This is a genomic window from Pseudomonas sp. VEM90 (genome assembly GCF_054611535.1).
Window position 1 is genome coordinate 16,255 of the sequence record NZ_JBTRAR010000032.1, and the last position, 25,304, is coordinate 41,558.

At 61.3% G+C, this 25,304-nt stretch carries 26 protein-coding genes and 1 other RNA gene; 20 read left to right on the forward strand and 7 right to left on the reverse strand.

Annotated elements, in window-relative coordinates:
- Window positions 1-14: 14 nt before the first annotated feature.
- Complete coding sequence (locus ACYCCG_RS23995) at window positions 15-1,211, forward strand: methionine gamma-lyase (RefSeq protein ID WP_392545578.1); 1,197 nt, start codon at window positions 15-17, stop codon at window positions 1,209-1,211.
- Between the two features lie 162 nt (window positions 1,212-1,373).
- Here ACYCCG_RS23995 and ACYCCG_RS24000 read toward each other — a convergent pair whose 3' ends face one another.
- Entirely contained in the window at window positions 1,374-1,811 is a 438-nt protein-coding gene (locus ACYCCG_RS24000) for a Z-ring associated ZapG family protein (protein WP_010952432.1), read from the reverse strand.
- Window positions 1,812-1,946: 135 nt separating this feature from the next.
- Between ACYCCG_RS24000 and ACYCCG_RS24005 the strand changes: the two genes are divergently transcribed.
- The 3 genes from ACYCCG_RS24005 to zapE all read left to right on the forward strand — a co-directional run bounded on the left by ACYCCG_RS24005 (window position 1,947) and on the right by zapE (window position 5,217).
- Window positions 1,947-2,582 carry an alpha/beta hydrolase gene (locus tag ACYCCG_RS24005; RefSeq protein WP_176682598.1) on the forward strand — a complete coding sequence of 212 codons (636 nt, stop codon included), beginning with the start codon at window positions 1,947-1,949 and terminating at the stop codon, window positions 2,580-2,582.
- 25 nt (window positions 2,583-2,607) lie between these two features.
- Window positions 2,608-3,957 (forward strand): tryptophan--tRNA ligase, encoded by a 1,350-nt coding sequence (locus ACYCCG_RS24010; protein ID WP_339444281.1) that lies wholly within the window; start codon window positions 2,608-2,610, stop codon window positions 3,955-3,957.
- 165 nt (window positions 3,958-4,122) lie between these two features.
- Window positions 4,123-5,217: a cell division protein ZapE gene (gene zapE, locus ACYCCG_RS24015; RefSeq protein WP_176682600.1), complete on the forward strand. Its 1,095-nt coding sequence runs from the start codon at window positions 4,123-4,125 to the stop codon at window positions 5,215-5,217.
- A 106-nt stretch (window positions 5,218-5,323) separates the two neighbouring features.
- On the opposite strand, the gene ACYCCG_RS24020 is transcribed toward zapE, so the two are convergent.
- Both ACYCCG_RS24020 and ACYCCG_RS24025 read right to left on the reverse strand, forming a co-directional pair.
- The gene (locus tag ACYCCG_RS24020) at window positions 5,324-6,244 is read right to left on the reverse strand and encodes a GlxA family transcriptional regulator (protein WP_172402841.1); all 921 of its coding nucleotides are present in this window, start codon (window positions 6,242-6,244) and stop codon (window positions 5,324-5,326) included.
- Between the two features lie 190 nt (window positions 6,245-6,434).
- Complete coding sequence (locus ACYCCG_RS24025) at window positions 6,435-7,475, reverse strand: NADP(H)-dependent aldo-keto reductase (protein ID WP_176682601.1); 1,041 nt, start codon at window positions 7,473-7,475, stop codon at window positions 6,435-6,437.
- A 258-nt stretch (window positions 7,476-7,733) separates the two neighbouring features.
- Here ACYCCG_RS24025 and rplM point away from each other — a divergent pair, with 258 nt between their 5' ends.
- From rplM to ACYCCG_RS24060, 7 genes are all read left to right on the forward strand, one after another.
- The gene (gene rplM, locus ACYCCG_RS24030) at window positions 7,734-8,162 is read left to right on the forward strand and encodes a 50S ribosomal protein L13 (protein ID WP_003251819.1); all 429 of its coding nucleotides are present in this window, start codon (window positions 7,734-7,736) and stop codon (window positions 8,160-8,162) included.
- Between the two features lie 14 nt (window positions 8,163-8,176).
- On the forward strand, window positions 8,177-8,569 hold the full coding sequence (rpsI, locus tag ACYCCG_RS24035; protein WP_003251821.1) for a 30S ribosomal protein S9: 393 nt from the start codon (window positions 8,177-8,179) through the stop codon (window positions 8,567-8,569).
- 262 nt (window positions 8,570-8,831) lie between these two features.
- Entirely contained in the window at window positions 8,832-9,425 is a 594-nt protein-coding gene (petA, locus tag ACYCCG_RS24040) for a ubiquinol-cytochrome c reductase iron-sulfur subunit (protein ID WP_459672009.1), read from the forward strand.
- Window positions 9,425-10,636 (forward strand): cytochrome b, encoded by a 1,212-nt coding sequence (locus ACYCCG_RS24045; protein WP_028697485.1) that lies wholly within the window; start codon window positions 9,425-9,427, stop codon window positions 10,634-10,636. Before petA ends, ACYCCG_RS24045 begins: the two co-directional genes overlap by 1 nt.
- A complete protein-coding gene (locus ACYCCG_RS24050; RefSeq protein WP_459672012.1) occupies window positions 10,636-11,415 on the forward strand; it encodes a cytochrome c1 in 780 nt (259 codons plus the stop codon). Before ACYCCG_RS24045 ends, ACYCCG_RS24050 begins: the two co-directional genes overlap by 1 nt.
- A 116-nt stretch (window positions 11,416-11,531) precedes the next feature.
- Entirely contained in the window at window positions 11,532-12,155 is a 624-nt protein-coding gene (locus ACYCCG_RS24055) for a glutathione S-transferase N-terminal domain-containing protein (protein ID WP_021784142.1), read from the forward strand.
- 10 nt (window positions 12,156-12,165) lie between these two features.
- Window positions 12,166-12,597, forward strand: a complete 432-nt coding sequence (locus tag ACYCCG_RS24060; RefSeq protein WP_084850855.1) for a ClpXP protease specificity-enhancing factor — start codon at window positions 12,166-12,168, stop codon at window positions 12,595-12,597.
- An 89-nt stretch (window positions 12,598-12,686) separates the two neighbouring features.
- Here the strand turns inward: ACYCCG_RS24060 and ACYCCG_RS24065 are convergent, their stop codons facing one another.
- The 4 genes from ACYCCG_RS24065 to ACYCCG_RS24080 all read right to left on the reverse strand — a co-directional run bounded on the left by ACYCCG_RS24065 (window position 12,687) and on the right by ACYCCG_RS24080 (window position 16,130).
- On the reverse strand, window positions 12,687-13,265 hold the full coding sequence (locus ACYCCG_RS24065; RefSeq protein ID WP_021784144.1) for a BON domain-containing protein: 579 nt from the start codon (window positions 13,263-13,265) through the stop codon (window positions 12,687-12,689).
- Window positions 13,262-13,855 (reverse strand): phosphoheptose isomerase, encoded by a 594-nt coding sequence (locus ACYCCG_RS24070; protein WP_012053657.1) that lies wholly within the window; start codon window positions 13,853-13,855, stop codon window positions 13,262-13,264. The genes ACYCCG_RS24065 and ACYCCG_RS24070 overlap by 4 nt, the downstream gene beginning before the upstream one ends.
- 86 nt (window positions 13,856-13,941) lie before the next feature.
- Window positions 13,942-14,313, reverse strand: a complete 372-nt coding sequence (locus tag ACYCCG_RS24075) for a YraN family protein (protein WP_176682607.1) — start codon at window positions 14,311-14,313, stop codon at window positions 13,942-13,944.
- Entirely contained in the window at window positions 14,313-16,130 is a 1,818-nt protein-coding gene (locus tag ACYCCG_RS24080; protein WP_209963676.1) for a penicillin-binding protein activator, read from the reverse strand. Before ACYCCG_RS24080 ends, ACYCCG_RS24075 begins: the two co-directional genes overlap by 1 nt.
- A gap of 186 nt (window positions 16,131-16,316) precedes the next feature.
- Here ACYCCG_RS24080 and rsmI point away from each other — a divergent pair, with 186 nt between their 5' ends.
- The 9 genes from rsmI to mraY all read left to right on the forward strand — a co-directional run bounded on the left by rsmI (window position 16,317) and on the right by mraY (window position 25,302).
- Window positions 16,317-17,192 carry a 16S rRNA (cytidine(1402)-2'-O)-methyltransferase gene (gene rsmI, locus ACYCCG_RS24085; protein WP_176682609.1) on the forward strand — a complete coding sequence of 292 codons (876 nt, stop codon included), beginning with the start codon at window positions 16,317-16,319 and terminating at the stop codon, window positions 17,190-17,192.
- Between the two features lie 67 nt (window positions 17,193-17,259).
- Window positions 17,260-17,636, forward strand: an RNA gene (gene rnpB / locus ACYCCG_RS24090) — RNase P RNA component class A.
- Between the two features lie 308 nt (window positions 17,637-17,944).
- Window positions 17,945-18,400, forward strand: coding sequence for a division/cell wall cluster transcriptional repressor MraZ (gene mraZ / locus ACYCCG_RS24095; protein WP_021784148.1), 456 nt, complete (start codon window positions 17,945-17,947; stop codon window positions 18,398-18,400).
- A complete protein-coding gene (rsmH, locus tag ACYCCG_RS24100) occupies window positions 18,397-19,344 on the forward strand; it encodes a 16S rRNA (cytosine(1402)-N(4))-methyltransferase RsmH (RefSeq protein WP_003251843.1) in 948 nt (315 codons plus the stop codon). The genes mraZ and rsmH overlap by 4 nt, the downstream gene beginning before the upstream one ends.
- Window positions 19,341-19,634, forward strand: a complete 294-nt coding sequence (gene ftsL, locus ACYCCG_RS24105; RefSeq protein WP_209963683.1) for a cell division protein FtsL — start codon at window positions 19,341-19,343, stop codon at window positions 19,632-19,634. Before rsmH ends, ftsL begins: the two co-directional genes overlap by 4 nt.
- The gene (locus ACYCCG_RS24110) at window positions 19,634-21,373 is read left to right on the forward strand and encodes a peptidoglycan D,D-transpeptidase FtsI family protein (RefSeq protein ID WP_176682789.1); all 1,740 of its coding nucleotides are present in this window, start codon (window positions 19,634-19,636) and stop codon (window positions 21,371-21,373) included. The genes ftsL and ACYCCG_RS24110 overlap by 1 nt, the downstream gene beginning before the upstream one ends.
- Complete coding sequence (locus tag ACYCCG_RS24115) at window positions 21,370-22,860, forward strand: UDP-N-acetylmuramoyl-L-alanyl-D-glutamate--2,6-diaminopimelate ligase (protein ID WP_339444278.1); 1,491 nt, start codon at window positions 21,370-21,372, stop codon at window positions 22,858-22,860. Before ACYCCG_RS24110 ends, ACYCCG_RS24115 begins: the two co-directional genes overlap by 4 nt.
- Complete coding sequence (locus ACYCCG_RS24120) at window positions 22,853-24,220, forward strand: UDP-N-acetylmuramoyl-tripeptide--D-alanyl-D-alanine ligase (protein ID WP_209963688.1); 1,368 nt, start codon at window positions 22,853-22,855, stop codon at window positions 24,218-24,220. The genes ACYCCG_RS24115 and ACYCCG_RS24120 overlap by 8 nt, the downstream gene beginning before the upstream one ends.
- Entirely contained in the window at window positions 24,220-25,302 is a 1,083-nt protein-coding gene (gene mraY, locus ACYCCG_RS24125; protein ID WP_016498046.1) for a phospho-N-acetylmuramoyl-pentapeptide-transferase, read from the forward strand. The genes ACYCCG_RS24120 and mraY overlap by 1 nt, the downstream gene beginning before the upstream one ends.
- Window positions 25,303-25,304 lie beyond the last annotated feature (2 nt).

Consider the following 25,304-nt stretch of genomic DNA (forward strand, 5'->3'; position numbering starts at 1 on the left):
AAGAGGCCGTTGCCATGCGCGACTCCCACGACAACACCGGTTTTTCCACGCGGGCCATTCACCATGGCTACGACCCGCTGTCCCACGGTGGCGCCTTGGTGCCGCCGGTGTACCAGACGGCCACCTATGCCTTTCCCACTGTTGAGTACGGCGCTGCCTGCTTCGCCGGAGAGGAGGCGGGGCACTTCTACAGTCGCATCTCCAACCCCACGCTGGCCTTGCTGGAGCAGCGCATGGCTTCGCTGGAGGGTGGTGAGGCGGGGTTGGCGTTGGCATCAGGGATGGGTGCGATTACCTCAACCATCTGGACCCTGCTACGGCCTGGCGATGAGCTGATTGTGGGGCGCACCTTGTATGGCTGCACCTTCGCTTTTCTGCACCACGGTATTGGTGAGTTCGGCGTCAAAGTTCGCCATGTCGATCTCAACGATTCCATGGCCCTGAAGGCGGCGATCAACAGCAAAACACGGATGATCTACTTCGAAACACCGGCCAACCCCAATATGCAGCTTGTGGACATTGAGGCGGTTGTCGAGGCGGTGCGGGGGCATGATGTGCATGTGGTGGTCGATAACACCTACTGTACGCCGTACCTGCAGCGGCCACTGGAGCTGGGGGCGGACCTGGTGGTGCACTCGGCAACCAAGTACCTCAGTGGCCACGGTGATATCACTGCGGGTCTGGTGGTGGGGCGCAAGGCGTTGGTCGATCGCATTCGCCTGGAAGGGCTGAAGGATATGACCGGGGCAGTGCTGTCGCCCCATGACGCGGCGCTGCTGATGCGCGGGATCAAGACCCTGGCCCTGCGAATGGACCGGCATTGCGCCAATGCTCAGAAGGTGGCCGAGTTTCTGGCTCGGCAGCCGCAGGTGGAATTGATTCATTACCCGGGGCTACCGTCTTTTGTCCAGTACGCGTTGGCCCAGCGACAGATGCGTTTGCCTGGGGGGATGATTGCGTTTGAGCTCAAGGGTGGCATTGAGGCGGGGCGGCGCTTCATGAATGCGCTGCAGCTCTTTGCCCGGGCGGTGAGCCTGGGGGATGCAGAATCGCTGGCACAGCACCCGGCGAGCATGACCCATTCCAGCTACACGCCGCAGGAGCGGGCGCATCACGGGATATCGGAGGGGCTGGTGCGTCTGTCGGTGGGGCTGGAGGATGTGGAGGACCTGCTGGCAGATGTCGAACAGGCATTGCAGGCCTGCTGTTAGGTTGCCTGCACTGGCCCCTTCGCGGGCACGCCCGCTCCCACAGGTATTCCACAAGTTTCACATGCTGTGGTGTACCTGTGGGAGCGGGCGTGCCCGCGAAGGGGCCAGTGAATCCAGCCCACAAAAAAGGCCTCTTGCGAGGCCTTTTGCATGTTCAGCAGATCAACGCTTGAGCCCGTAGCTCTCATCCAGCATGCCTGGCGAGTTGGGCGCTTTCGGCGCATAGTCGCGCGGCACTTCGGCGGTGTCTTTAGGTGGGGTCAGGCGGTCACGCGGGCCTTGCGGTGCATCGGAGTGCAGCGCAGCCAGCAGGCGTTGGCGAGTGACGTCATCGAGGGCCAGACTGTTGGCGCCTTCAGCCAGGTGATCCTGTACGTCCTGGTAGCTCTGGGTCAGTTTCTTGACCAGCATGGCGGTGCTGTTGAAGTGGGTGACCACTTCGTTCTGGTAGCTGTCGAAGCGCTTCTGGATGTCATCCAGTTGACGCTGGGTGTTGCTCGGCGCCGCATTGGGCAGCAGGCGGGCAACAATGAAACCGACTGCCACACCGATGACCAGGGCCAGGGTTGGCAACAACCAAACAAGGAGCGAGAGTTCCACGAGTCCTTCCTCTATAAACGGCTTTGCTTTACGTTAACGGCTCAGACCTGCGCTGTATACCGCGAGCGATCGCAAATCAGAACAGAATTTCACACCTAGACGAATCGACCCTTCCCGAGGTCACGGAGTAGTGCCTTGCTTGTCCGCGAAACCCCCTTGTTCATCGATGGCCCTTGCGGCCAGCTTGAAGCTTTGTACCTCGACGTGGCGCAAGCCCGTGGCGCGGTGCTGATCTGCCATCCTAACCCGGTCCAGGGCGGCACCATGCTCAACAAGGTTGTCTCGACCCTGCAGCGCACCGCACGTGATGCCGGTTATGTGACCTTGCGTTTCAACTACCGTGGCGTCGGGCAAAGTGCTGGCAGCCATGACATGGGCGCTGGTGAAGTGGCCGATGCAGAGGCCGCTGCAGCATGGCTGCGTGCCAGGCACCCCGGGCTACCGCTGGTGCTGATGGGCTTTTCGTTCGGTGGTTTCGTTGCCACCAGCCTGGCCGGGCGCCTTGAAGCAGCAGGTGTCGAGTTGCAGCACCTGTTCATGATCGCCCCGGCAGTCATGCGCCTGACCGCCGAATTTCCGCTGCCGCAGCGCTGCCCGATCACCGTGGTGCAGCCGGACGCCGACGAAGTCGTCGCGCCGCAGCTGGTTTACGAATGGTCCGACAGCCTGTCGCGTCCCCATGAGCTGCTGAAAGTGGCAGAATGCGGACACTTCTTCCATGGCAAGCTGACCGATCTGAAGGATCTGCTGCTGCCGCGCCTTTCGAACTGAGCCAAGCCTGAATAAGCGAACACCCATGACCACGCGCATTCTTACCGGTATCACCACCACCGGCACTCCGCACCTGGGCAACTACGCCGGCGCCATCCGCCCGGCGATCCGTGCCAGCCAGCAGCCCGGTGTCGACTCGTTCTACTTCCTGGCCGACTACCACGCCCTGATCAAGTGCGACGACCCGCTGCGCATCCAGCGTTCGCGCCTGGAAATTGCTGCCACCTGGCTGGCCGGTGGCCTGGACCCGGACAAGGTGACCTTCTATCGCCAGTCCGACATCCCGGAAATCCCCGAGCTGACCTGGCTGCTTACCTGCGTTGCTGCCAAAGGCCTGCTGAACCGTGCGCATGCCTACAAGGCCTCGGTGGACAAGAACGTCGAGAACGGCGAAGACCCGGACGCCGGCGTGACCATGGGCCTGTTCAGCTACCCGGTGCTGATGGCTGCGGATATCCTGATGTTCAACGCCAACAAGGTGCCAGTCGGCCGTGACCAGATCCAGCACGTGGAAATGGCCCGCGATATCGGCCAGCGCTTCAACCACCTGTTCGGTCAGGGCAAGGACTTCTTCGCCTTGCCGGAGGCGGTGATCGAGGAAAGCGTGGCGACCCTGCCGGGCCTGGACGGGCGCAAGATGTCCAAAAGCTATGACAACACCATCCCGTTGTTCACCAGCGCCAAGGACATGAAAGACGCCATCTCGCGCATCGTCACCGATTCGCGCGCGCCAGGTGAGGCGAAAGACCCGGACAACGCGCACCTGTTCACCCTGTACCAGGCCTTCTCCACGCCTGAACAATGCGCCGGTTTCCGCGAAGAGCTGCTGCAGGGCCTGGGCTGGGGCGATGCCAAGCAGCGCCTGTTCCAGCTGCTGGACGGCCAGTTGGCCGAAAAGCGCGAGTACTATCACCAGCTGATTGCCCGGCCGGCGGACCTGGAAGACATCCTGCTGGCCGGCGCCGCCAAGGCCCGCAAGATCGCCACGCCGTTCCTCGAGCAGTTGCGCGAGGCCGTTGGCTTGCGTTCGTTCCGCAGCAGCGTGCAGGCCAGCACCGAAGTGAAGAAAAAAGCCACCAAGAGCGCACGCTTCGTCAGCTTCCGTGACGAAGACGGCAGCTTCCGTTTCCGCCTGCTGGCCGCTGACGGTGAGCAACTGCTGCTGTCGCGCAGCTTCGCCGACGGCAAGAGTGCCGGCGCCGTGAGCAAGCAGTTGCAGCAGGGTGGCGAGGCCGATGTCCGCGTCGAAGGCCTGAGCTTCGGCCTGTGGCTCAATGGCGAGCAGGTCGCCGAAGGGCCGCAGTTCGACAACGCTGAAGCCCGTGATGCGGCCATTCAGAGCCTGAACGAAGCCTTGGCACCACAGCAGGACTGAGGTTGGCAAACGGTGGGAGCGGGCGTGCCCGCGAAACAGGCGCCGCGGTGCATGGCACCGGCTTTGCCGGTGTTCGCGGGCACGCCCGCTCCCACAGACTGATTGCCATTAAGCGGGCCTGTCGCTACAGTGACGGCCCGTTTTTTGTTGCCTCGCTAACGAATCATGACTCCCTTAGAACGCTATCAAGCAGATCTGAAACGTCCCGACTTCTTCCATGACGCGGCGCAGGAAACTGCGGTGCGTCACCTCCAGCGCCTGTACGACGACCTGGTGCACGCGCAGAACAACAAGCCGGGCGTGTTCGGCAAGCTGTTCGGCAAGAAGGAGCAGACCCCGGTCAAGGGCCTGTACTTCTGGGGTGGGGTAGGGCGAGGCAAGACCTACCTGGTTGATACTTTCTACGAAGCGCTGCCGTTCAAGCAGAAGATGCGTACGCACTTCCACCGCTTCATGAAGCGTGTGCACGAGGAAATGAAAACCCTCAAGGGCGAGAAGAACCCGCTGACCATCATTGCCAGGCGCTTCAGCGAAGAAGCCAAGGTGATCTGCTTCGACGAATTCTTCGTGTCGGACATTACCGACGCCATGATCCTCGGCACCTTGATGGAAGAGCTGTTCAAGAATGGCGTGTCGCTGGTGGCCACCTCCAACATCGTGCCGGACGGCCTGTACAAGGACGGCCTGCAGCGTGCGCGCTTCCTGCCGGCCATCGCCATGATCAAGCAGTACACCGACGTGGTTAACGTCGATAGCGGGGTCGACTACCGCCTGCGTCACCTGGAGCAGGCTGAACTGTTCCACTTCCCGCTCGATGACGCGGCGCACCAGAGCATGCGCGCCAGCTTCAAGGCGCTCACCCCTGAGTGCACCCAGGCGATCGAGAACGACGTGCTGATGATCGAGAACCGCCCGATCAATGCCCTGCGTACTTGCGACGACGTCGCCTGGTTCGATTTCCGCGCCCTGTGCGACGGGCCGCGCAGCCAGAACGACTACATTGAGTTGGGCAAGATCTTCCACGCCGTATTGCTGAGCAACGTGGAGCAGATGGGTGTCACCACCGACGACATCGCCCGCCGCTTCATCAACATGGTGGACGAGTTTTACGATCGCAACGTCAAGCTCATCATCTCGGCCGAGGTGGAGTTGAAGGACCTGTATACCGGTGGGCGTCTGAGCTTCGAGTTCCAGCGTACCCTGAGCCGGTTGCTGGAGATGCAGTCGCACGAATTCCTGGCGCGCGCGCACAAGCCTTAACGGCAGCGGCAAGCTTCAGGCGGCAAGGAACATTCAGGGCAACGCGCGATCCGCCCTGGTTTTTCCTTGTCGCTTCAAGCGCGAAACCTGCCGCTCTGGAGGCCTCTCAGGCTTCCTGCATGAACTGCTGCCGATACTGGTTCGGCGACAACTCGGTGTGCTGGCGGAACAGTCGCGCAAAGAAACTGGCATCGTCATACCCCACCTCGTAACTGATGGTCTTGATGCTTTTGCGCGTACTCGACAACAACCCCTTGGCTGTTTCGATGCGTAGCCGTTGCAGGTAGTGCAGGGGCTTGTCACCTGTTGCGCCCTGGAAGCGGCGCATGAAGTTGCGGATGCTCATGCCGTGGTTGCGGGCCACATCCTCGAAGCGGAACTTGTCGGCGAAGTGCTCCTCCAGCCAGTGCTGGATCTGCAGGATGATCAGGTCCTGGTGCAGCTTCTGCCCGCCAAAGCCCATGCGCCCCGGGGTGTAGTTGCGCTGCACTTCGTAAAGGATATCGCGGGACACCGCACGGGCCACGTTGGCGCCGCAAAAGCGTTCGATCAGGTAGATGTACAGGTCGCAGGCTGAAGTTGCACCGCCGGCGCAATAGATATTGTCGGCATCGGTCAGGTGCTTGTCCTGGTTCAGGCGGATCTGCGGGAAGCGTTCGGCAAAGCTGTTGAAGAAGCGCCAGTAGGTGGTCGCCTCCTTGCCATCGAGCAGACCGGATTCGGCCAGCCAGAACACACCACTGGCCTCGGCGCACAGCACCGCGCCACGCGCGTGCTGTTCACGGAGCCACGGCAGCACCTGTGGATAACGTTGCAGCAGGTTGTCGAAATCATCCCAGTAGGCCGGAAGGATGATCACATCAGCGTCGTCCAGGCCGCCGTCAACCGGTAACTGCACATTGCTGAAGCTGTCCACGGGCTGGCTGTCGGGGCTCACCAGGCGGATTTCGAACATGGGCTGCAAGCCCAGGCCCAGCTGCTTGCTGTAGCGCAGGCTGGCGAGGTGGAAGAAGTCCTTGGCCTGCATCAAGGTCGAAGCAAACACCTTGTCAATGGCCAGGATGCTGACGCGCCGCAGCGACGCTGAGGGTTGGGTAAACATCATTGTCATTGTTCTTATAGGGTAGAGTGGTCAATCACCGGCTGGATCGTCTTATTTTTTGGCGATTGTGTCTACCCCATGGAGCAGCGGCGCGAGGCGGGGCGCAGTGTTTGGATCAAGGCGCCGGGTTGGGTTGCTCCTGATGAATGGCTTCGATCGCTGTCAGCAGATCGGCGCTCAGGTTCAGTTCAAGGCTGGCCAGGTTGCTGTCCAGCTGCTGCAGGCTGGTGGCGCCAATGATGTTGCTGGTCACGAACGGCTGTCGGGTGACGAACGCCAAGGCCATTTGCGCCGGGTCCAGGCCGTGCTCGCGGGCCAGCTGCACGTAGCGGCTGCAGGCCGCCACGGTTTGTGGGTTGGAGTAACGGGCAAAGCGGCTGAACAGGGTCAGGCGTGCATTGTCCGGCCGTGCGCCGTTCTCGTACTTGCCCGAGAGCATGCCGAAGGCCAGCGGCGAATAGGCCAGCAGGCCACACTGTTCGCGTATGGCCACTTCTGCCAGGCCCACCTCGAAGCTGCGGTTGAGCAGGTTGTACGGGTTCTGGATCGATACCGCCCGCGGCCAGCCATGGCTCTCGGCCAATTGCAGGAATTTCATGGTGCCCCACGGTGTTTCGTTGGACAGGCCGATGTGGCGGATCTTGCCCGCACGTACCTGCTCGTCGAGCACCTGGAGGGTTTCTTCCAGTGGGGTGAAGTGATCCTGCGGCAGGTGCTGGTAGCCCAGCTTGCCGAAAAAGTTGGTGCTGCGCTCTGGCCAGTGCAACTGGTACAGGTCGATTCGGTCGGTCTGCAGGCGCTTCAGGCTTTCGTCCAGCGCCGCAACGATGTGCTGACGGTTGTGCTTGAGCTGCCCGTCGCGGATATGGCTGATGCCGTTGCCCGGGCCTGCAACCTTGCTGGCCAGGATCCACGCGTCGCGGTCGCCATGTTCGCGGAACCAGTTGCCGATGATGCGCTCGGTGGCCGCGTAGGTCTCCGGGCGGGGAGGGACCGGGTACATCTCGGCGGTGTCGATGAAGTTGACCCCGGCGGCTTTGGCCCGGGCAATTTGTGCGAAGGCCTCGGCCTGGATGTTCTGCTCGCCCCAGGTCATGGTACCCAGGCACAGGGCGCTGACGTTGAGATCGGTACGGCCGAGCTGGCGGTATTCCATCGGTTAGTCACTCCTTGGCAATGGATGCTCATCAAAGCAGGTTGAAATTTTTCGCGCAATCTGGATAATTCAGCCCCTCTCCGCGTGGCGGAAGTGATGCACCATCACGCAGGAAGAACCCCGTCGAACATTGGCGTGCCCGACCCGAGCCCCCAAAAGCGTCTGTGTTCGGCTGCGCGCTTGCCCTTGGCAAGCTGTGCACTATCCAGTAAGATTCGCCGTCTATTTTTCGCTGGGCGGCCTCTGAGGCTTTAGAGAATGAAAACTTTTACTGCTAAACCGGAAACAGTAAAGCGCGAGTGGTTCGTAGTCGACGCCGCTGGCCAGACCCTGGGTCGTCTGGCTACCGAAATCGCTACCCGTCTGCGTGGCAAACACAAACCAGAATACACCCCTCACGTTGACACCGGCGACTACATCGTCGTTATCAACGCCGAGCAGGTTCGTGTGACTGGTGCCAAGTCTTCCGACAAAATGTACTACTCCCACTCCGGTTTCCCAGGCGGTATCAAGGAAATCAACTTCGAGAAGTTGATCGCCAAGGCCCCTGAGCGTGTTATCGAAACTGCGGTCAAGGGCATGCTGCCTAAGAACCCGCTGGGTCGCGACATGTACCGTAAGCTGAAAGTGTACGCGGGTGCTGCTCACCCACACACTGCTCAGCAGCCTCAAGAACTGAAGATCTAACGGGATAGTTCATTATGTCGGCGACTCAAAATTACGGCACTGGCCGTCGCAAGACCGCAACCGCTCGCGTATTCCTGCGTCCGGGTACTGGTAACATCTCCATCAACAACCGTTCTCTGGACGTGTTCTTCGGTCGCGAAACCGCTCGCATGGTTGTTCGCCAGCCGCTCGAGCTGACTGAATCCGTTGAGAAATTCGACATCTACGTCACCGTTTCCGGTGGTGGTGTCAGCGGTCAAGCCGGTGCGATCCGTCACGGTATCACCCGCGCTCTGATGGAATACGACGAAACCCTGCGTGGCGCTCTGCGTCGTGCTGGCTACGTCACCCGCGACGCTCGTGAAGTTGAGCGTAAGAAAGTGGGTCTGCGTAAAGCGCGTAAGCGTCCTCAGTACTCCAAGCGTTAATACCGCTTCGGCAGTCGAAAAAAGCCCGGTTCCTTGGAACCGGGCTTTTTTTTTGGGCTTGAACTAACCTGTCAGCAGTCAGTGGCCGCTTGTCGCATAGACGCAGATCAAGCAAAGCGTGGGTTGTCGCCCTTGCCGGGGTAATCACCTTGTCAGTGTGTGGATTTGTTTCTTACCATGGCGGCCAATTTTTAGTGCCATTGACACAACCTAAGTACAGGCCAGGTCCAACTGGCCAAGCAAGCTGATGGGAGAGGACTGAATGAGCAATGACGGCGTCAACGCAGGCCGGCGCCGCTTCCTCGTAGCCGCGACATCCGTGGTCGGGGCGGCGGGGGCAGTGGGGGCTGCGGTACCGTTCGTGGGGTCATGGTTTCCCAGTGCCAAGGCGAAAGCCGCAGGTGCACCGGTGAAGGTCAACGTCGCCAAGGTCGAGGCAGGGCAGCAGATGGTGGCCGAGTGGCGTGGCCAGCCCGTATTCATCGTGCGGCGAACGGAGGAAATCCTTGGCAATCTGAAAAAAATCACGGCTGACCTGTCCGATCCCGAGTCCAAGGCCTCGGTACAGCCGGCGTACGTCGACCCTGAGGTTCGTTCGATCAAGCCGGAAATTCTCATTCTCGTCGGCCTGTGCACGCACCTGGGCTGCTCGCCCACCTTCCGACCAGAGGTGGCGCCCGCCGACCTTGGGCCGAAGTGGGTAGGTGGTTACTTCTGCCCATGCCACGGCTCTCACTATGACCTGGCTGGCCGTGTCTACAAGTCCCAGCCAGCGCCTCTCAACCTGCCCGTGCCACCGCACTCTTATGAGTCGGACGAGATCATCGTCATTGGCGTCGACCAGGAGAACGCATGATGAGCAAGTTCATGGACTGGATTGATGCTCGCTTCCCCGCCACCAAGATGTGGGAAGACCACCTCAGCAAGTATTACGCACCCAAGAACTTCAACTTCCTGTACTTCTTTGGCTCGCTGGCATTGCTGGTGCTGGTCAACCAGATCGTGACCGGCGTGTGGCTGACCATGAGCTTCACGCCCTCGGCGGAAGAGGCGTTTGCCTCGGTCGAGTACATCATGCGTGACGTGGAATACGGCTGGATCCTGCGCTACTTGCACTCCACGGGGGCGTCAGCGTTCTTCATCGTGGTCTACCTGCACATGTTCCGCGGCCTGCTCTACGGCTCTTATCAGAAGCCACGTGAGCTGGTCTGGCTGTTCGGTATGCTGATTTATCTGGCGCTGATGGCTGAAGCGTTCATGGGCTACCTGCTGCCATGGGGGCAGATGTCGTACTGGGGTGCCCAGGTGATCATCTCGCTGTTCGGTGCCATCCCGGTGATCGGTGGCGACCTTACTCAGTGGATCCGCGGTGACTATCTGATCTCGGGTATCACCCTGAACCGCTTCTTCGCCCTGCACGTGGTTGCCCTGCCAATCGTGATTCTTGGCCTGGTGGTGCTGCACATCCTCGCCCTGCACGAAGTGGGTTCGAACAACCCTGATGGTGTCGACATCAAGAAGAAAAAGGACGAAAACGGTATTCCGCTGGATGGCATTCCGTTCCACCCGTACTACACCGTCAAGGACATTGTCGGCGTGGTGGTTTTCCTCTTCGTGTTCTGTGCCGTGGTGTTCTTCTTCCCTGAAATGGGCGGTTACTTCCTGGAGAAACCGAACTTCGAGCAGGCCAACGCCTTCAAGACGCCAGCGCACATCGCGCCGGTGTGGTACTTCACACCGTTCTACGCAATCCTGCGCGCGGTGCCTGACAAGTTGATGGGCGTCATTGCCATGGGTGCGGCGATCGCCGTGCTGTTCGTGCTGCCCTGGCTCGACCGCAGCCCGGTACGTTCCATGCGTTACAAGGGCTGGATCAGCAAGGCCTTCCTGCTGGTGTTCTGCGTGGCCTTCGTCATCCTCGGTGTACTGGGCGTACTGGCGCCGACACCTGGGCGTACCTTGTTGTCGCAGGTGTGCACGGTGCTGTACTTCGCCTACTTCCTGCTGATGCCGTTCTACACAAGGCTCGAGAAGACCAAACCGGTTCCGGAAAGGGTGACTGGCTGATGAAAAAGTTGATTGCAGTATTGTTGCTGGCAGTGATGCCTGCCTTTTCCTTCGCTGCCGAAACTGGCCTGGAGCTGGACAAGGTCGATATCGACCTGACTGACAAGGCCGCCATGCAGGACGGTGCGCGTACCTTTGCCAACTATTGCATGGGTTGCCACAGTGCCAAGTTCCAGCGTTACGAGCGGGTGGCTGATGATCTGGGGATTCCGCATGAGCTGATGCTCGAGAAGCTGGTGTTCACGAGTGCCAAGATCGGTGACCACATGCAGATCGGCATGAAGCCCAGCGACGCCAAGACCTGGTTCGGTGCTGCGCCGCCCGACCTGACCCTGGTGGCCCGCGTACGCGGTACTGACTGGCTTTACACTTACCTGCGCAGCTTCTATGAGGACCCATCGCGCCCTTACGGGGTGAACAACAAGGTATTCCCGAACGTCGGCATGCCTAACGTGCTGGTAGGTCTGCAAGGCAACCAGGTGGTAGGTTGCAAGCAGGTGCAGACTGTGGTTGATGGCAAGAAGCAATTCGACCCGTTGACCGGCAGCCCGTTGACCCATGAAGCTTGCGATCAGCTGACCATTACGCCGAATTCCGGTACCCTGACGACCGAGCAGTTCGACGAGAAGGTCAAGAACCTTGTGACCTTCCTGGCCTATTCGGCCAACCCAGTCAAGCTGGAGAGCCAGCGCATCGGCACCTATGTGTTGCTGTACCTGGCTTTCTTCTTCGTATTCGCCTACTTGCTCAAGCGTGAATACTGGAAGGACGTGCACTGATCACGCAGTAGTTTCTGGTTGTTGAACGCGCCCGGGGTGGCCTAGCAGTATTGCCAGGTCACCCCGGGCGCGTTTTCATTTAAAGTTGCACAAGCATCCGTGCGAGGAGCCGCTACATGGGCGCAACCAACAGGTTAGCCTGCTATTCCGATCCCGCTGATCACTATTCTCATCGGGTGCGCCTGGTTCTGGCCGAGAAGGGCGTCAGCGTGCAGTTTATCGATGTCGATCCCGCCCGCCTGCCGCCGAAGCTGGCCGAGGTCAATCCTTATGGCAGCGTGCCGACCTTGGTCGACCGTGACCTGGCGTTGTATGAATCGACCGTGGTGATGGAATACCTCGAGGAGCGTTACCCGCACCCGCCGCTGATGCCGGTATACCCGGTTGCGCGTGGCAACAGCCGTCTGCTGATGCACCGCATCCAGCGCGACTGGTGTGCCTTGGCCGATACCGTGCTTGACCCGCGTAGCAGTGAAGCTGCCCGAACCGAGGCGCGCAAGGCCTTGCGCGAAAGCCTGACCGGGGTCTCGCCGTTGTTCAGCGAGTTCGCCTGCTTCATGAGTGATGAGCAAAGCCTGGTCGATTGCTGTCTATTGCCCATACTCTGGCGTTTGCCGGTGTTGGGTATCGAGTTGCCGCGGCAAGCCAAGCCGCTGCTGGATTACATGGAGCGCCAGTTCGCCCGCGAGCCTTTCCAGGCGAGCCTGTCCTCCGTAGAACGTGAAATGCGCAAGCTTTAAGGAGCCGTTGATGAACTCCAGTCGCCCCTATCTGGTTCGAGCACTGTACGAGTGGATCGTCGACAACGATTGCACGCCCCATATGCTGGTCAATGCCGAATTCCCGAAAGTTCAGGTGCCGGATGGTTTCGCCAGTGATGGCCAGATCGTCTTGAATATCTCGCCAAGTGCCGTGCGCAGCCTGCACATGGACAATGATGCCGTCAGCTTTGAGGGGCGCTTCAGTGGCGTGGCTCACTCGCTGTTTGTGCCGGTTGGTGCCATCCTGGGTATCTACGCCCGCGAAAATGGCCAGGGTATGGTCTTTGAGCTGGAGCCGCCTTTGATGGATGGCGACGAGCTGGAAGACGATGATGTGCAGCCGGATGACGATGGCCCGCCAGAAGGTGGGGGGCAGCCGCCGCGTCCGAGTGGTCGGCCAAGCCTGAAAGTGGTCAAGTAACAAAAAAGGCGATCCAGATGGATCGCCTTTTTTGTGTCTGCGATGGAGCGGGTTTACCCGCGAAGAGGCCCGCGCAGGCGATCACTGATTCAATCGATGTACTCGAACAGCTTGACGATCTTCTGCACGCCTGACACGCCCTGCACTACGGCAGTGGCCGAGTTGGCTTCTTGGCGGGTGACCAGACCAAGCAGGTAGACGATGCCGTTTTCGGTAATCACCTTGATGCGTGAGCTGGGCACGGCACTGTCGGTCAGCATCTGGGTCTTGATCTTGGTGGTCAGCCAGGCGTCGTTGTTGCGCGCCAAAATGGAGGAAGGCTGCATCACTTGCAGCTCGTTGTGCACTCTCTTGACTCGCTGTACCTGGCTGGCGGTTTGCTCTGCGAGGCTCTTGAGGTCGGCGCGCGGGGTCTGGCCGGCCAGCAGGACGATGCCGTTGTAGCTGCTGACAACGATGTGCGAGCCCTTGTCCAGGTCTGGGCTGGCCTTGGAAATGTTCACGGCGGCCTTGGTTTCGATCAGCGAGTCGTCGATCTTGCTACCAATGGTGCGCGTGCCGCGATCGTCCTCGATCGGCGAATTGCGGGTGGAGGTGAGTACCGAGCTGCAACCAGTGACGCTCAGGCACAGGGTCAGGGCCATCAGGCCGAGGCGCATAGGGGTCATTCTTCACTCCCGAACAGTTGGCTGTCGATCAGATCGCACAGGCAGTGGATCGCCAGCAGGTGGACTTCCTGGATGCGCGCAGTAACTGTCGAGGGCACGCGGATTTCCACGTCCTCGGGCAGCAGCAGTGAAGCCATGCCGCCGCCGTCGCGACCAGTCAATGCTACGACAATCATTTCACGGTCATGTGCGGCCTGGATCGCCTGGATCACGTTGGCCGAATTGCCGCTGGTGGAGATCGCCAGCAGAACATCACCGGGTTGGCCCAGGGCGCGGATCTGCTTGGAAAAGACTTCGTTGTAGCTGTAGTCGTTGGCGATCGAGGTCAGGGTCGAGCTGTCGGTGGTCAGCGCGATGGCCGGCAAGCTGGGGCGCTCGCGCTCGAAGCGGTTGAGCAGCTCCGATGAAAAGTGCTGGGCATCGCCGGCCGAGCCGCCGTTGCCGCAGGCGAGCATCTTGCCCTCGTTGAGCAACGCATTGACCATGACCAGGCTGGCCTGCTCGATGTGCGGTGCCAGGATGTCCATTGCCTGTTGCTTGGTTTCGATGCTGGCCTCGAACAGCCGGCGAATTCGGGATTGCATGTCCATCTGGTGACCTTAAGTGGGGCGGTGGCCTTTGCTACGCGCAACAACGACCAGCCCGCGATACATAGAGCGAAAAAAACAAAGTGGGTTCAGCATTCGAAGGCGTTTTTCAGCCATTGAAGCGGTCTGCCTGCGTGGTGGCTGCCCTGCAGGGCGACTACGTCGAAGCGGCAGGGGTGGTTGCCCCAGTGAGCCTCCTTCTGCAGGAACAGGCTGGCAGCAAGCACCAACCGTTTCTGCTTGCGCCCGTCGATACTGTCGAGGGCGCCTCCGAAGGCCGCGTGCAAGCGGTAGCGGACTTCGACGAATACTACTGTATCGGCGTCGAGCATGACCAGATCAAGCTCACCGCCTTTGCATCGCCAGTTGCGTGCCAGCAACTGCAGCCCTTGCCCTTGAAGGTACTCAAGGGCTTGGGTTTCTGCCGCTTGCCCGGCGCTGGTTGGCGATGCTGAGGCCATCAACGCACGGTGTCAGGCAGGCGCTTGACCTGGCCGCCGGTAAACTCGGCCCATGGCAACTGGCGCTCGACGCGCTGGTTGGCATTGATGCTCAGGCTGCCCGAAAGGCCCAGGATGCGGTTGTCCGGTAGCGCTTTCAGTTGGCCCAGGCGCGGTGCCAGGCTGTAGGCATCGACGCCCATGGCATACAGGCGGCCGAGGCTGCCAGCGGCTTGCGGCCACTGCTGTACAACCTGTTGACGCAGGCTGTTGCTGGTGTCGAGCAGCCACGGTGTTTCGCAGAAGCGGATGCCGTTCATGTCATTGTACTGGTTGACGTCGCCGCTGGCGCTGTACAGGTTCGAAGTGGCATAGACCGGCACGTCACCGGCGTACTGGAAGTTCAGGGTCGGCTTGATCTGCTGCGCCTGTTGTGGGGTCGAGGCGAGGAAGATGAAGTCGATGTCCTGACGGCGCGACGGTTGTGCAGCGATGCGGCCGCCTACCGTGCTTTGCAGGCTCTTGGCGCGGCCTTCGCTCTGGCGTAGCTGGAACAGGTCGGCAATCTGCTGGGCCAGGGCGACCGGCTGGGCGATGCGTTCGGCGGCGAGCAGGGTTCCGCCATTGCCTTCCCAGTCCTGGCGGAAGGCGGCCAGGACACGGTCACCCCATTCGCCGCGCGGTACCAGGGCTACGGCGCGGACCATGCCATCGGCGCGGGCGCGGCGGGAGACTTCACGGGCTTCGTCTTCGGCAGCCAGGCCGAACTGGAACAACTGTGGCGGCGCCTTCTGGCCGGCGTCAGCGTAGTTCAGGGCCAGGGTGGTGATCGGCAGTTGTGGTTTGGCGGCCAGTTGTTTGACCAATGGTTTTTCCAGCGGGCCGATGACCAGCTGCACGCCGGCGGCTTGGGCCTGGCGATAGAAGTCGTCCAGCGAGCCGATACGCGAGCTGTCGAACACCTGCACCGCAGGCGCTGGCTGGCCGGTTTGCTGGGCCTGGAAGTGAGCGGCCATGAAGCCGTCACGCAGTGCGCGGGCAACACCGGCCAGTGGGCCTTCCTGAGGCAGCAGCAGGGCGATCCTGGTCAGCGGCTGGCTGGCCAGTTCCTTGAGCTTGATCAGCGCTACCGGCAGTTGCTGGGCGGCAGGGTGGTCCGGGTGCTGTTTGACCCAGGCCTCGATGGCTGCTTGCTGCTGCTCCAGGGTGCCTGCGCTTTTCACGGCGAACGCCAGGCTGGTCCAGCCGGCCAGTGTCTGATCGTTGGTTGGCTGCTGCAGTTGCTCTGCAGGCAGCGAGGCGACCAGTGCCCAGGTGGCGTCATTGTTGGCGCTGGCCGCCTGGCCGCTGAGCAGTGGCGCCAGCAGTATGCGCTGCTGTGCGGCAGCCAGGGCCTGGCCATCGGCTTCAAGTGCGGCGGCGTGCACGGTATAGGTGCGCGCCTGTTGCTCTGGCGGCAGCTCGGCAAGGCGCTGCAGACTGGGGTGGGCCAGGGCGGTCAGGGCCGCCTTGGGCTGGTTGCGGCTCATGGCCAGTTCGGCCGCGAGGGTGCTGGCGAATACTTGCTGGGCCGGCTTGAGTGTGTCCAGCTGGACCTGCTCGAGAATGCGTGCGGCGCGTGGGAAGTCCTTCTGCTTGTAGGCCAGATCGGCCGCGCTCAGGCGCAGCAGAGCGGCGTCTTCCGCAGACTTGCTGGAAGCGGCCTTTTCGAGCAGTTGCTCGATGCTGGCGTCCGGGGTGCGTGGCAGTTCGCCCAGGCTGGATGAGGGCGAGCTGGCGCAGGCTGCCAGCAGGGCGGCGAGGCAGAGGGCTGTGAGCAGCCGCAGGCAAGCGATCATGTAAAGGTCCTGTTACTCGATCAAGTTGGCCGGCAATTGTACCCAAGCACTGGCCGGGGCGCGATGTTGCTGTGTCGATCCTTCACTATAGGTGGCGTGTTCCTGATCGCCGGCGAAGTTCTTTACGCCCTGTTGCAGGCGCTCGGGCTACAATGGCGCCTTTGATCCGAATGACAGGTGTGCGCAGTGACTGATGTGGCAGGGGCTTCGAAATCCACGGTGGGGACGCTGTATGTGGTGGCAACCCCCATCGGCAACCTCGACGACATGAGCGCCCGGGCGCTGAAGGTGCTGGCGGACGTGGCCCTGATCGCCGCCGAAGACACCCGTCATTCGATCCGCCTGCTGCAACACTTTGGCATCGACACGCCGTTGGCCGCTTGTCATGAGCACAACGAGCGCGACGAAGGCGGGCGTTTTCTCTCCAAGCTGCTGGCGGGTGAAAATGTGGCGCTGGTCTCCGATGCCGGCACGCCTCTGATTTCCGACCCGGGCTATCACCTGGTGCGTCAGGCGCGTGCCGCGGGGGTGAGCGTGGTGCCGGTGCCGGGCGCCTGTGCCTTGATCGCCGCACTATCGGCGGCAGGCCTGCCGTCGGACCGTTTCATCTTCGAAGGCTTCCTGCCGGCCAAGCAGACAGGGCGTCGAGCGCGGCTGGAGCAGGTGAAGGAAGAGCCGCGCACGTTGATCTTCTATGAAGCCCCGCATCGAATCCTGGAATGTCTTGAAGACATGGAGGTGGTATTTGGTGGCGACCGTCCGGCTTTGCTGGCGCGCGAGCTGACCAAGACCTTCGAGACCCTCAAGGGCTTGCCGCTGGCTGAGCTGCGGGCTTTCGTAGCTGGCGACAGCAACCAGCAGCGCGGTGAGTGCGTGGTGCTGGTCGGCGGTTGGAGCGCGCCGGAGGGCGAGCAGGCCATCAGTGCCGAAGCTCAGCGCGTGCTCGACCTGCTATTGGCGGAGTTGCCACTCAAGCGGGCTGCGGCGCTTGCAGCGGAAATTACCGGTGTGCGCAAGAACCTGTTGTATCAACTTGCCCTGGAAAAGCAGAAAGCTGAGTAGTGGCAGTTTGATATAAATGTCGGTATCGCTTGTTCTTGCGCGCGCGTGCCGGTAACCTTGGCGGCGGAGAGTCGATCGGACAGTCGCTGCCTGTTTTTGTTCCGCAACTTTTTTGTTGTGTGAGCAGCAGGGGGAGGAAAGTCCGGGCTCCATAGGGCAGAGTGCCAGGTAACGCCTGGGAGGCGTGAGCCTACGGAAAGTGCCACAGAAAATAACCGCCTAAGCACTTCGGTGCCGGTAAGGGTGAAAAGGTGCGGTAAGAGCGCACCGCACGGCTGGCAACAGTTCGTGGCTAGGTAAACCCCACTCGGAGCAAGACCAAATAGGGTTCCATCAGGCGTGGCCCGCGTCGGAACCGGGTAGGTTGCTAGAGGCGTCCAGTGATGGCCGTCGTAGAGGAATGACTGTCCTCGACAAAACCCGGCTTACAGATCGACTCTCCACCTTTCTCTTCCTGCTTGAATCGATAGCAGATCCTCTCTGGTAATACCGAAAAAATCTTACTCTTAATAAATTACTTTAACTTCGAACTCCATTCGCTTGCGTGGGTTTGATTTTTCTCGTGTTTTTTTCTCTCTGGCAGTCCTTCCACATTCCGTTGTCGCGCTAAATCGCGGTCCTGTAAGGCTTTTCCTTATGAACGTGCCTTGACGGTGCTGCGGGCGGATTCCTATAGTGTGCGCAAGTGGCAGAAAGTGGGATGAAGTGGGTTTTCTGACACAAAAAAGCTAACATTGTGGGGAATCACAGCCGTGTTCCGCGGAGCCAACGCCGTCAGCCTCGATGCCAAGGGCCGTCTCGCCATGCCGAGCCGGTACCGTGACGAGCTCGACTCACGTTGCAATGGCCAACTGATCGTGACCATTGACGCCGTAGACCCTTGCTTGTGTGTTTATCCCCTCGACGAGTGGGAACAGATAGAAGCCAAGTTGCGTGCCTTGCCGTCGTTGCGTGAGGAAAACCGCCGCCTGCAGCGTTTGCTGATCGGTAATGCGGTTGACCTGGAGCTCGATGGCAGTGGGCGTTTCCTGGTGCCGCCCCGCCTGCGTGAGTACGCCAAGCTCGACAAGAAGGCGATGCTGGTGGGGCAACTGAACAAATTCCAGCTGTGGGATGAAGATGCCTGGAACGTGGTTTCGGCAGCCGACCTTGCAGCTATCCAACAACCGGGCGCCATGCCCGACGAATTGCGTGACCTGATCCTGTGACCATAGATAGCGGCTTCAACCACATTACCGTCCTGCTCGATGAAGCTGTCGAGGCATTGGCCCTGCGCGCCGACGGTTGCTATCTGGACGGCACTTTCGGCCGTGGCGGACACAGCCGTCTGATTCTCAGCAAGCTCGGGCCGCAAGGGCGGCTCTTGGGCTTCGACAAAGATCCACAGGCGATTGCCACGGGGCAAGCGCTGGCGGCCGAAGACGGCCGCTTTGTCATTGTGCAGCGCAGTTTTGCCGAGTTGGGCGCGGAAGTGGCAGCGCGCGGCCTGCACGGCAAGGTCAGTGGCGTGTTGCTGGACCTGGGCGTGTCCTCGCCGCAGCTGGATGATCCAGAGCGTGGCTTCAGTTTCCTCAATGATGGCCCGCTGGACATGCGCATGAACCCGGACCAAGGCATCAGTGCCGCCGAGTTCATCGCCACTGCGCCCGTGGAAGAAATCGCCCGCGTCTTCAAGGAGTACGGTGAGGAACGCTTTGCCGGGCGCATGGCGCGTGCAGTGGTCGAACGCCGCGAAAAACAGCCCTTTACCCGTACCGCCGACCTGGCGGAGGTGCTCAAAGTGGCCAATCCGGCCTGGGAAAAGGGCAAGAACCCGGCTACCCGTGCCTTCCAGGGGCTGCGCATTCACGTCAACAACGAGCTGGGTGACCTGGAGGCTGGCCTTGAGGCTGCGCTCGATGCGCTCGAAGTCGGTGGTCGCCTGGCGGTCATCAGTTTCCATTCGCTGGAAGATCGCATCGTCAAGCTGTTCATGCGCAAGCTGGTGAAGGGGGAGGCCGACAACCTGCCGCGTAACCTGCCGGTTCAGCACAAGGTCTTCGAGCCGAAGATCAAGCTCATCGGCAAGGCTCAGTTCGCCTCCGAGGCCGAGCTCAAGGCCAACCCGCGGTCGCGTAGTGCCGTGATGCGCGTGGCGGAGAAGCTGCGGTGAGCAGGCTGCTTGCCAAACCTTTGCCAGGCGGAAGCTTCCTGATGCTTCTGCTGTTCATCGGCGTACTGGTTTCGGCCATTGCCGTGTCCTACAGTGCGCACTGGAACCGTCAATTGCTCAACACCCTGTACGGTGAATTGAACGAGCGCGACAAGGTTCAGGCCGAATGGGGCCGGTTGATTCTTGAGCAGAGTACCTGGACCGCTGCCAGCCGCATCGAGACCCTGGCCTCCGAACAGTTGAACATGCGCGTGCCGTCAGCTGACGAAGTCCGGATGGTGGCGCCATGATGAAACTCGAAGGCGCACTCTACCCGTGGCGCTTCCGCGTGGTGATCGGTTTGCTGGCGATCATGGTCGGTGCCATTTGCTGGCGCATCATCGACCTGCAGGTGGTTGACCGTGACTTCCTCAAGGAACAGGGCGATGCACGCAGCCTGCGTCATATCCCCATCCCGGCGCACCGGGGCTTGATTACCGACCGCAACGGTGAGCCGTTGGCCGTGAGTACCCCGGTCACCACCCTGTGGGCCAACCCCAAAGAGATGCAGGCCTCCAGGGAGCGCTGGCCGCAATTGGCCGCAGCGCTGGGGCAAAACCCGCAGCGGCTTGCCGAGCGCCTGACCCAGCAGGCCAACAAGGAGTTCATCTACCTGGTCCGAGGGCTGACCCCCGAACAGGGCCAGCATGTGCTCGACCTCAAAGTACCTGGTGTGTACGGCCTGGAAGAATTCCGCCGTTTCTATCCGGCCGGTGATGTGGCTGCGCACATGGTCGGCTTTACCGACCTTGATGACCACGGTCGCGAAGGGGTGGAGCTGGCCTATGACGAGTGGCTGGCCGGTGTGCCCGGCAAGCGCCAGGTGATCAAGGATCGGCGCGGCCGGCTGATCAAGGACATTCAGGTAACCAAGAACGCCAAGGCCGGGAAGACCTTGGCGTTGTCGATAGACCTGCGCCTGCAGTACCTGGCTACCCGTGAGCTGCGCAACGCCATTGCCGAGCAGGACGCCAAGGCCGGCAGCCTGGTGATCATGGACGTCAAGACCGGTGAGGTCCTGGCCATGGTCAACCAGCCGACCTACAACCCCAACAACCGCCGTAGCATGTTCCCGGCGGCCATGCGTAACCGGGCGATCATCGACGTGTTCGAGCCGGGTTCCACGGTCAAGCCGATCACCATGAGTGCAGCGCTGCAGAGCGGCCGCTGGAAACCGAGCGACAAGGTCGAGGTGTACCCTGGCAGCCTGCAGATCGGTCGCTACACCATCAGGGATGTGTCGCGCAGCGAGGGCCCGATTCTTGATTTGACCGGCATCCTGATCAACTCCAGTAACGTTGGCATGAGCAAGATCGCCTTCGACATCGGCGGCGAAGCCATCTACCGGGTCATGTCCCAGGTCGGCCTGGGTCAGTACACCGGCCTTGGCTTCCCGGGCGAGCGTGTCGGCAACCTGCCCAACCACCGCGAGTGGCGCAAGGCCGAGACCGCAACCCTGTCCTATGGCTACGGTGTGTCGGTGACCGCCCTGCAGCTGGTGCATGCCTACGCGGCGCTGGCCAACGACGGCAAGATGGTGCCGCTGTCGATCATCAAGGTCGACAAGACGCCGGAAGCCGTGCAGGCCATTCCGAAGGAAGTCGCCGAAACTGTTCAGGGCATGTTGCAGCAGGTGATCGAAGCGCCGCGCGGCGTGTTCCGGGCCCGGGTGCCGTTCTATCACGTGGCCGGCAAGTCCGGCACCGCGCGCAAGGCCACCGTGGGTGCCAAGGGGTACACCGAAAATGCCTACCGCTCGCTGTTCGCCGGCTTCGGGCCAATGAGCGACCCGCGCTACGCCATCGTCGTGGTCATCGATGAGCCGAGAAAGGGTGGTTACTTCGGTGGCCTGGTTTCGGCGCCTGTATTCAGCAACGTCATGTCCGGCACCCTGCGCCTGATGAACGTGCCGCCAGACAACCTGCCGCCACCGGCACCAGTCGTGCCATCGCAAGTCAATGCAGCAGCAGCCAAGGGAGGGCGTGGATGATGACAATGCCATTAAGCAAACTTTTCGCCCACGCCAGCCGTGATCCGTTGATCCGTGAGCTGACCCTGGACAGTCGCAGTGTGCGCCCGGGGGACTTGTTCCTGGCCGTGCCGGGTGCCAAGGTCGATGGTCGCGAGCATATCGCCGATGCCCTGGCCCGCGGCGCTGCCGCCGTGGCCTATGAAGAACAGGGCGCCAACGTGCTGCCGCTGACCGATGCGCCCCTGATTCCGGTCAAAGGCCTGATCGCTCAGCTTTCAGATATTGCCGGGCGCTTCTATGGTGAACCGAGCCGCCAGTTGAATCTGGTCGGTGTGACCGGCACCAACGGCAAGACAAGCGTTACCCAACTGGTAGCCCAGGCGCTCGACCTGCTTGGCCAGCGCTGCGGCCTGATTGGCACCCTGGGTACCGGTTTCTACGGCGAGTTGCAGAGCGGCCGCCTGACCACGCCCGACCCGATTGCCGTGCAGTCGACCCTCAATGACCTCAAGAAAGGCGGCGCCAAGGCCGTGGCCATGGAAGTGTCTTCCCATGCCCTGGAGCAAGGCCGGGTTGCCGCACTGGAGTTTGACATTGCGGTGATGACCAACCTGTCCCGCGACCACCTCGACTATCACGGCAGCATGGAGGCCTACGAGGCCGCCAAGGCCAAGCTGTTCGCCTGGCCGAGCCTGCGTTGCCAGGTGGTCAACCTGGATGACGGCTTTGGTCGTCGCCTGGCCGACGACTTTGCTCGCCGCCCGAGTGTCGACCATATCGAAACCCGGCTGTTGAGCTATAGCCTGGAAAGCCCTGAGGCCTCGCTGTTCTGCCGCGAAGCCGTGTTCAGTGACGATGGCGTGCGCGCTACGATCGTCACTGCCCAAGGTGAGCGCATCTTGCGCAGCCAGTTGCTGGGCCGCTTCAACCTGAGCAACATGCTTGCCGCGGTGGCGACCCTGCTGGCGCTGGACTATGCGCTGGACGAGATCCTCAAGGTTACCCCGCAATTGCAGGGGCCGGTAGGCCGCATGCAGCGCCTGGGTGGCGGCGACAAGCCGCTGGTGGTAGTCGACTACGCACACACGCCGGATGCGCTTGAAAAAGTACTCGAGGCCCTGCGCCCGCACGCTCATGGCAAGTTGTTGTGCCTGTTCGGCTGCGGCGGTGACCGTGATCGCGGCAAGCGCCCGCTGATGGCCGAAGTGGCCGAGCGCCTGGCCGACCGCGTACTGGTCACCGACGACAACCCACGTACTGAAGATCCGTTGCGCATCTTCGATGATATCCGCCCCGGTTTCGCCAGGCCTGACGACGTCGAGTTCGTCGCCGGTCGTGGCGAAGCCATTGCGCACCTGATCGCCACTGCCGCTGCCAACGACGTGATCGTGCTGGCCGGCAAGGGGCACGAGGATTACCAGGAAATCAATGGCGAGCGCCATGATTTCTCAGATTTGACCGAAGCCGAAAAGGCACTTGCAGCCTGGGAGGCTCCACATGCTTAAGCCGCTGTCACTCAGCCAGCTGACCACAGCACTGAATGGTCAACAAATTGGTGCCGACGCCACGTTCACCGGTGTCAGCATCGATAGCCGCAGTGTCAGCGCCGGGCAACTGTTCGTCGCCCTGGCCGGCCCGCGTTTCGATGGCCATGACTACCTGGCTGATGTAAAAGCCAAAGGCGCAGTAGCCGCCCTGGTCGAGCATGAAGTGGCCGGTGTCGACCTGCCGCAGTTGCTGGTCAAGGATTGCCGGGCAGCACTGGGTCAGCTCGGCGCCCTGAACCGCGCGGCTTTCGACAAGCCTGTAGTAGCCATTACCGGTTCCAGCGGCAAGACCACGGTCAAGGAGATGCTCGCCAGCATCCTGCGTACCGGTGGCCTGGTGCACGCCACCCGCGGCAACTTGAACAATGACCTCGGCGCACCGCTGACACTGCTGGAAATCGCCCCGGAGCACAGCGCCGCAGTGATCGAGCTGGGCGCCTCGCGCATTGGCGAAATCCGCTACACCGTGGGCCTGACACAACCGCAGGTGGTCATCATCAACAACGCCGGTACTGCCCACGTTGGCGAATTCGGCGGCCCGGACAAGATCGTCGAAGCCAAGGGCGAGATTCTCGAAGGCCTGGGCGAGGGCGGTATTGCCATTCTCAACCTGGACGACAAAGCCTTTGATATCTGGAAGGCGCGTGCCGGTGCGCACAAGGTCGTCAGTTTCGCACGCAGCAACCCGAAAGCCGATTTCCACGCTTCAGACATTGGTCGCGATGCCCGTGGCTGCCCGTCCTTTACCCTGCATGGCGCCAGTGAAACGGTAGCCGTGCAACTCAATGTGCTGGGTGAACACAACGTCAGCAACGCCTTGGCCGCCGCCGCCGCAGCACATGCCGTTGGTCTGAGCCTGAGCGGTATTGCCGCAGGCCTGGCTGCCGTGCAACCGGTCAAGGGGCGTACCGTGGCGCAGATCGCGCCGAACGGGGTACGGGTAATCGACGACAGTTACAACGCAAATCCCACCTCTATGTGCGCAGCCATTGATATACTCGCCGGCTTTTCCGGACGCACCGTTCTGGTGCTTGGGGATATCGGCGAATTGGGGCAATGGGCGGAAGAAGGCCACCGTCAGGTGGGTGACTACGCGCGTGGCAAGGTCGACGCCCTGTACGCAGTGGGTTCCAACATGACACATGCGGTCAAGGCGTTCGGCGCCAATGGCCGCCATTTCGCTACTCAAGCTGAGCTGATCGATGCGGTTAGCGCCGAGAAAGCCAGTGACACCACTATCTTGATCAAGGGCTCGCGCAGCGCTGCGATGGAAAACGTCGTGGCGGCATTGTGCGGTGCCAGCGGGGAGAAACATTAATGCTGCTGCTGTTGGCCGAGTATCTGCAACAGTTCCATAAAGGCTTCGCGGTCTTTCAGTACCTGTCCCTGCGCGGGATTCTTGGTGTACTGACCGCGTTGTCCCTGGCGCTGTGGCTGGGCCCCTGGATGATCCGTACCCTGCAAATTCGCCAGATTGGCCAGGCCGTGCGTAACGACGGCCCGCAATCGCACCTGTCCAAGTCCGGTACCCCGACCATGGGGGGGGCGCTGATCCTGTCAGCCATTGCCATCAGCACCTTGCTGTGGGCCGACCTGAGCAACCGCTATGTGTGGGTTGTGCTGATCGTCACCCTGGCGTTCGGTGCCATTGGCTGGGTCGATGACTACCGCAAGGTGATCGAAAAGAACTCCCGTGGCCTTCCGAGCCGCTGGAAGTACTTCTGGCAGTCGGTGTTCGGCCTGGCGGCGGCGGTGTTCCTGTACAAGACGGCGCCAACCAGCGTCGAGACCACGCTGATCCTGCCGTTCATCAAGGATGTCACCATTCCGCTGGGCGTCGGCTTCGTCGTACTGACCTACTTCGTCATTGTCGGTTCGAGCAACGCGGTCAACCTCACTGATGGCCTCGACGGCCTGGCAATCATGCCGACGGTGATGGTCGGCGGTGCGCTGGGCATCTTCTGCTACCTGTCGGGTAACGTGAAGTTCGCCGAGTACCTGCTGATCCCCTACGTGCCGGGCTCGGGCGAGCTGATCGTGTTCTGCGGCGCGCTGATCGGTGCCGGCCTGGGCTTCCTGTGGTTCAACACCTACCCGGCGCAAGTGTTCATGGGTGACGTCGGCGCGCTGGCGCTGGGCGCCGCGCTGGGCACCATCGCCGTCATCGTGCGTCAGGAAATCGTGCTGTTCATCATGGGCGGCATCTTCGTGGTGGAAACCCTGTCGGTGGTCATCCAGGTCGCCTCCTTCAAGCTGACCGGCAAGCGCGTGTTCCGCATGGCGCCGATTCACCACCACTTTGAACTCAAGGGCTGGCCAGAGCCTCGGGTGATCGTCCGATTCTGGATCATCACCGTGATCCTGGTACTGATTGGCCTTGCAACCCTGAAATTGAGGTAGAT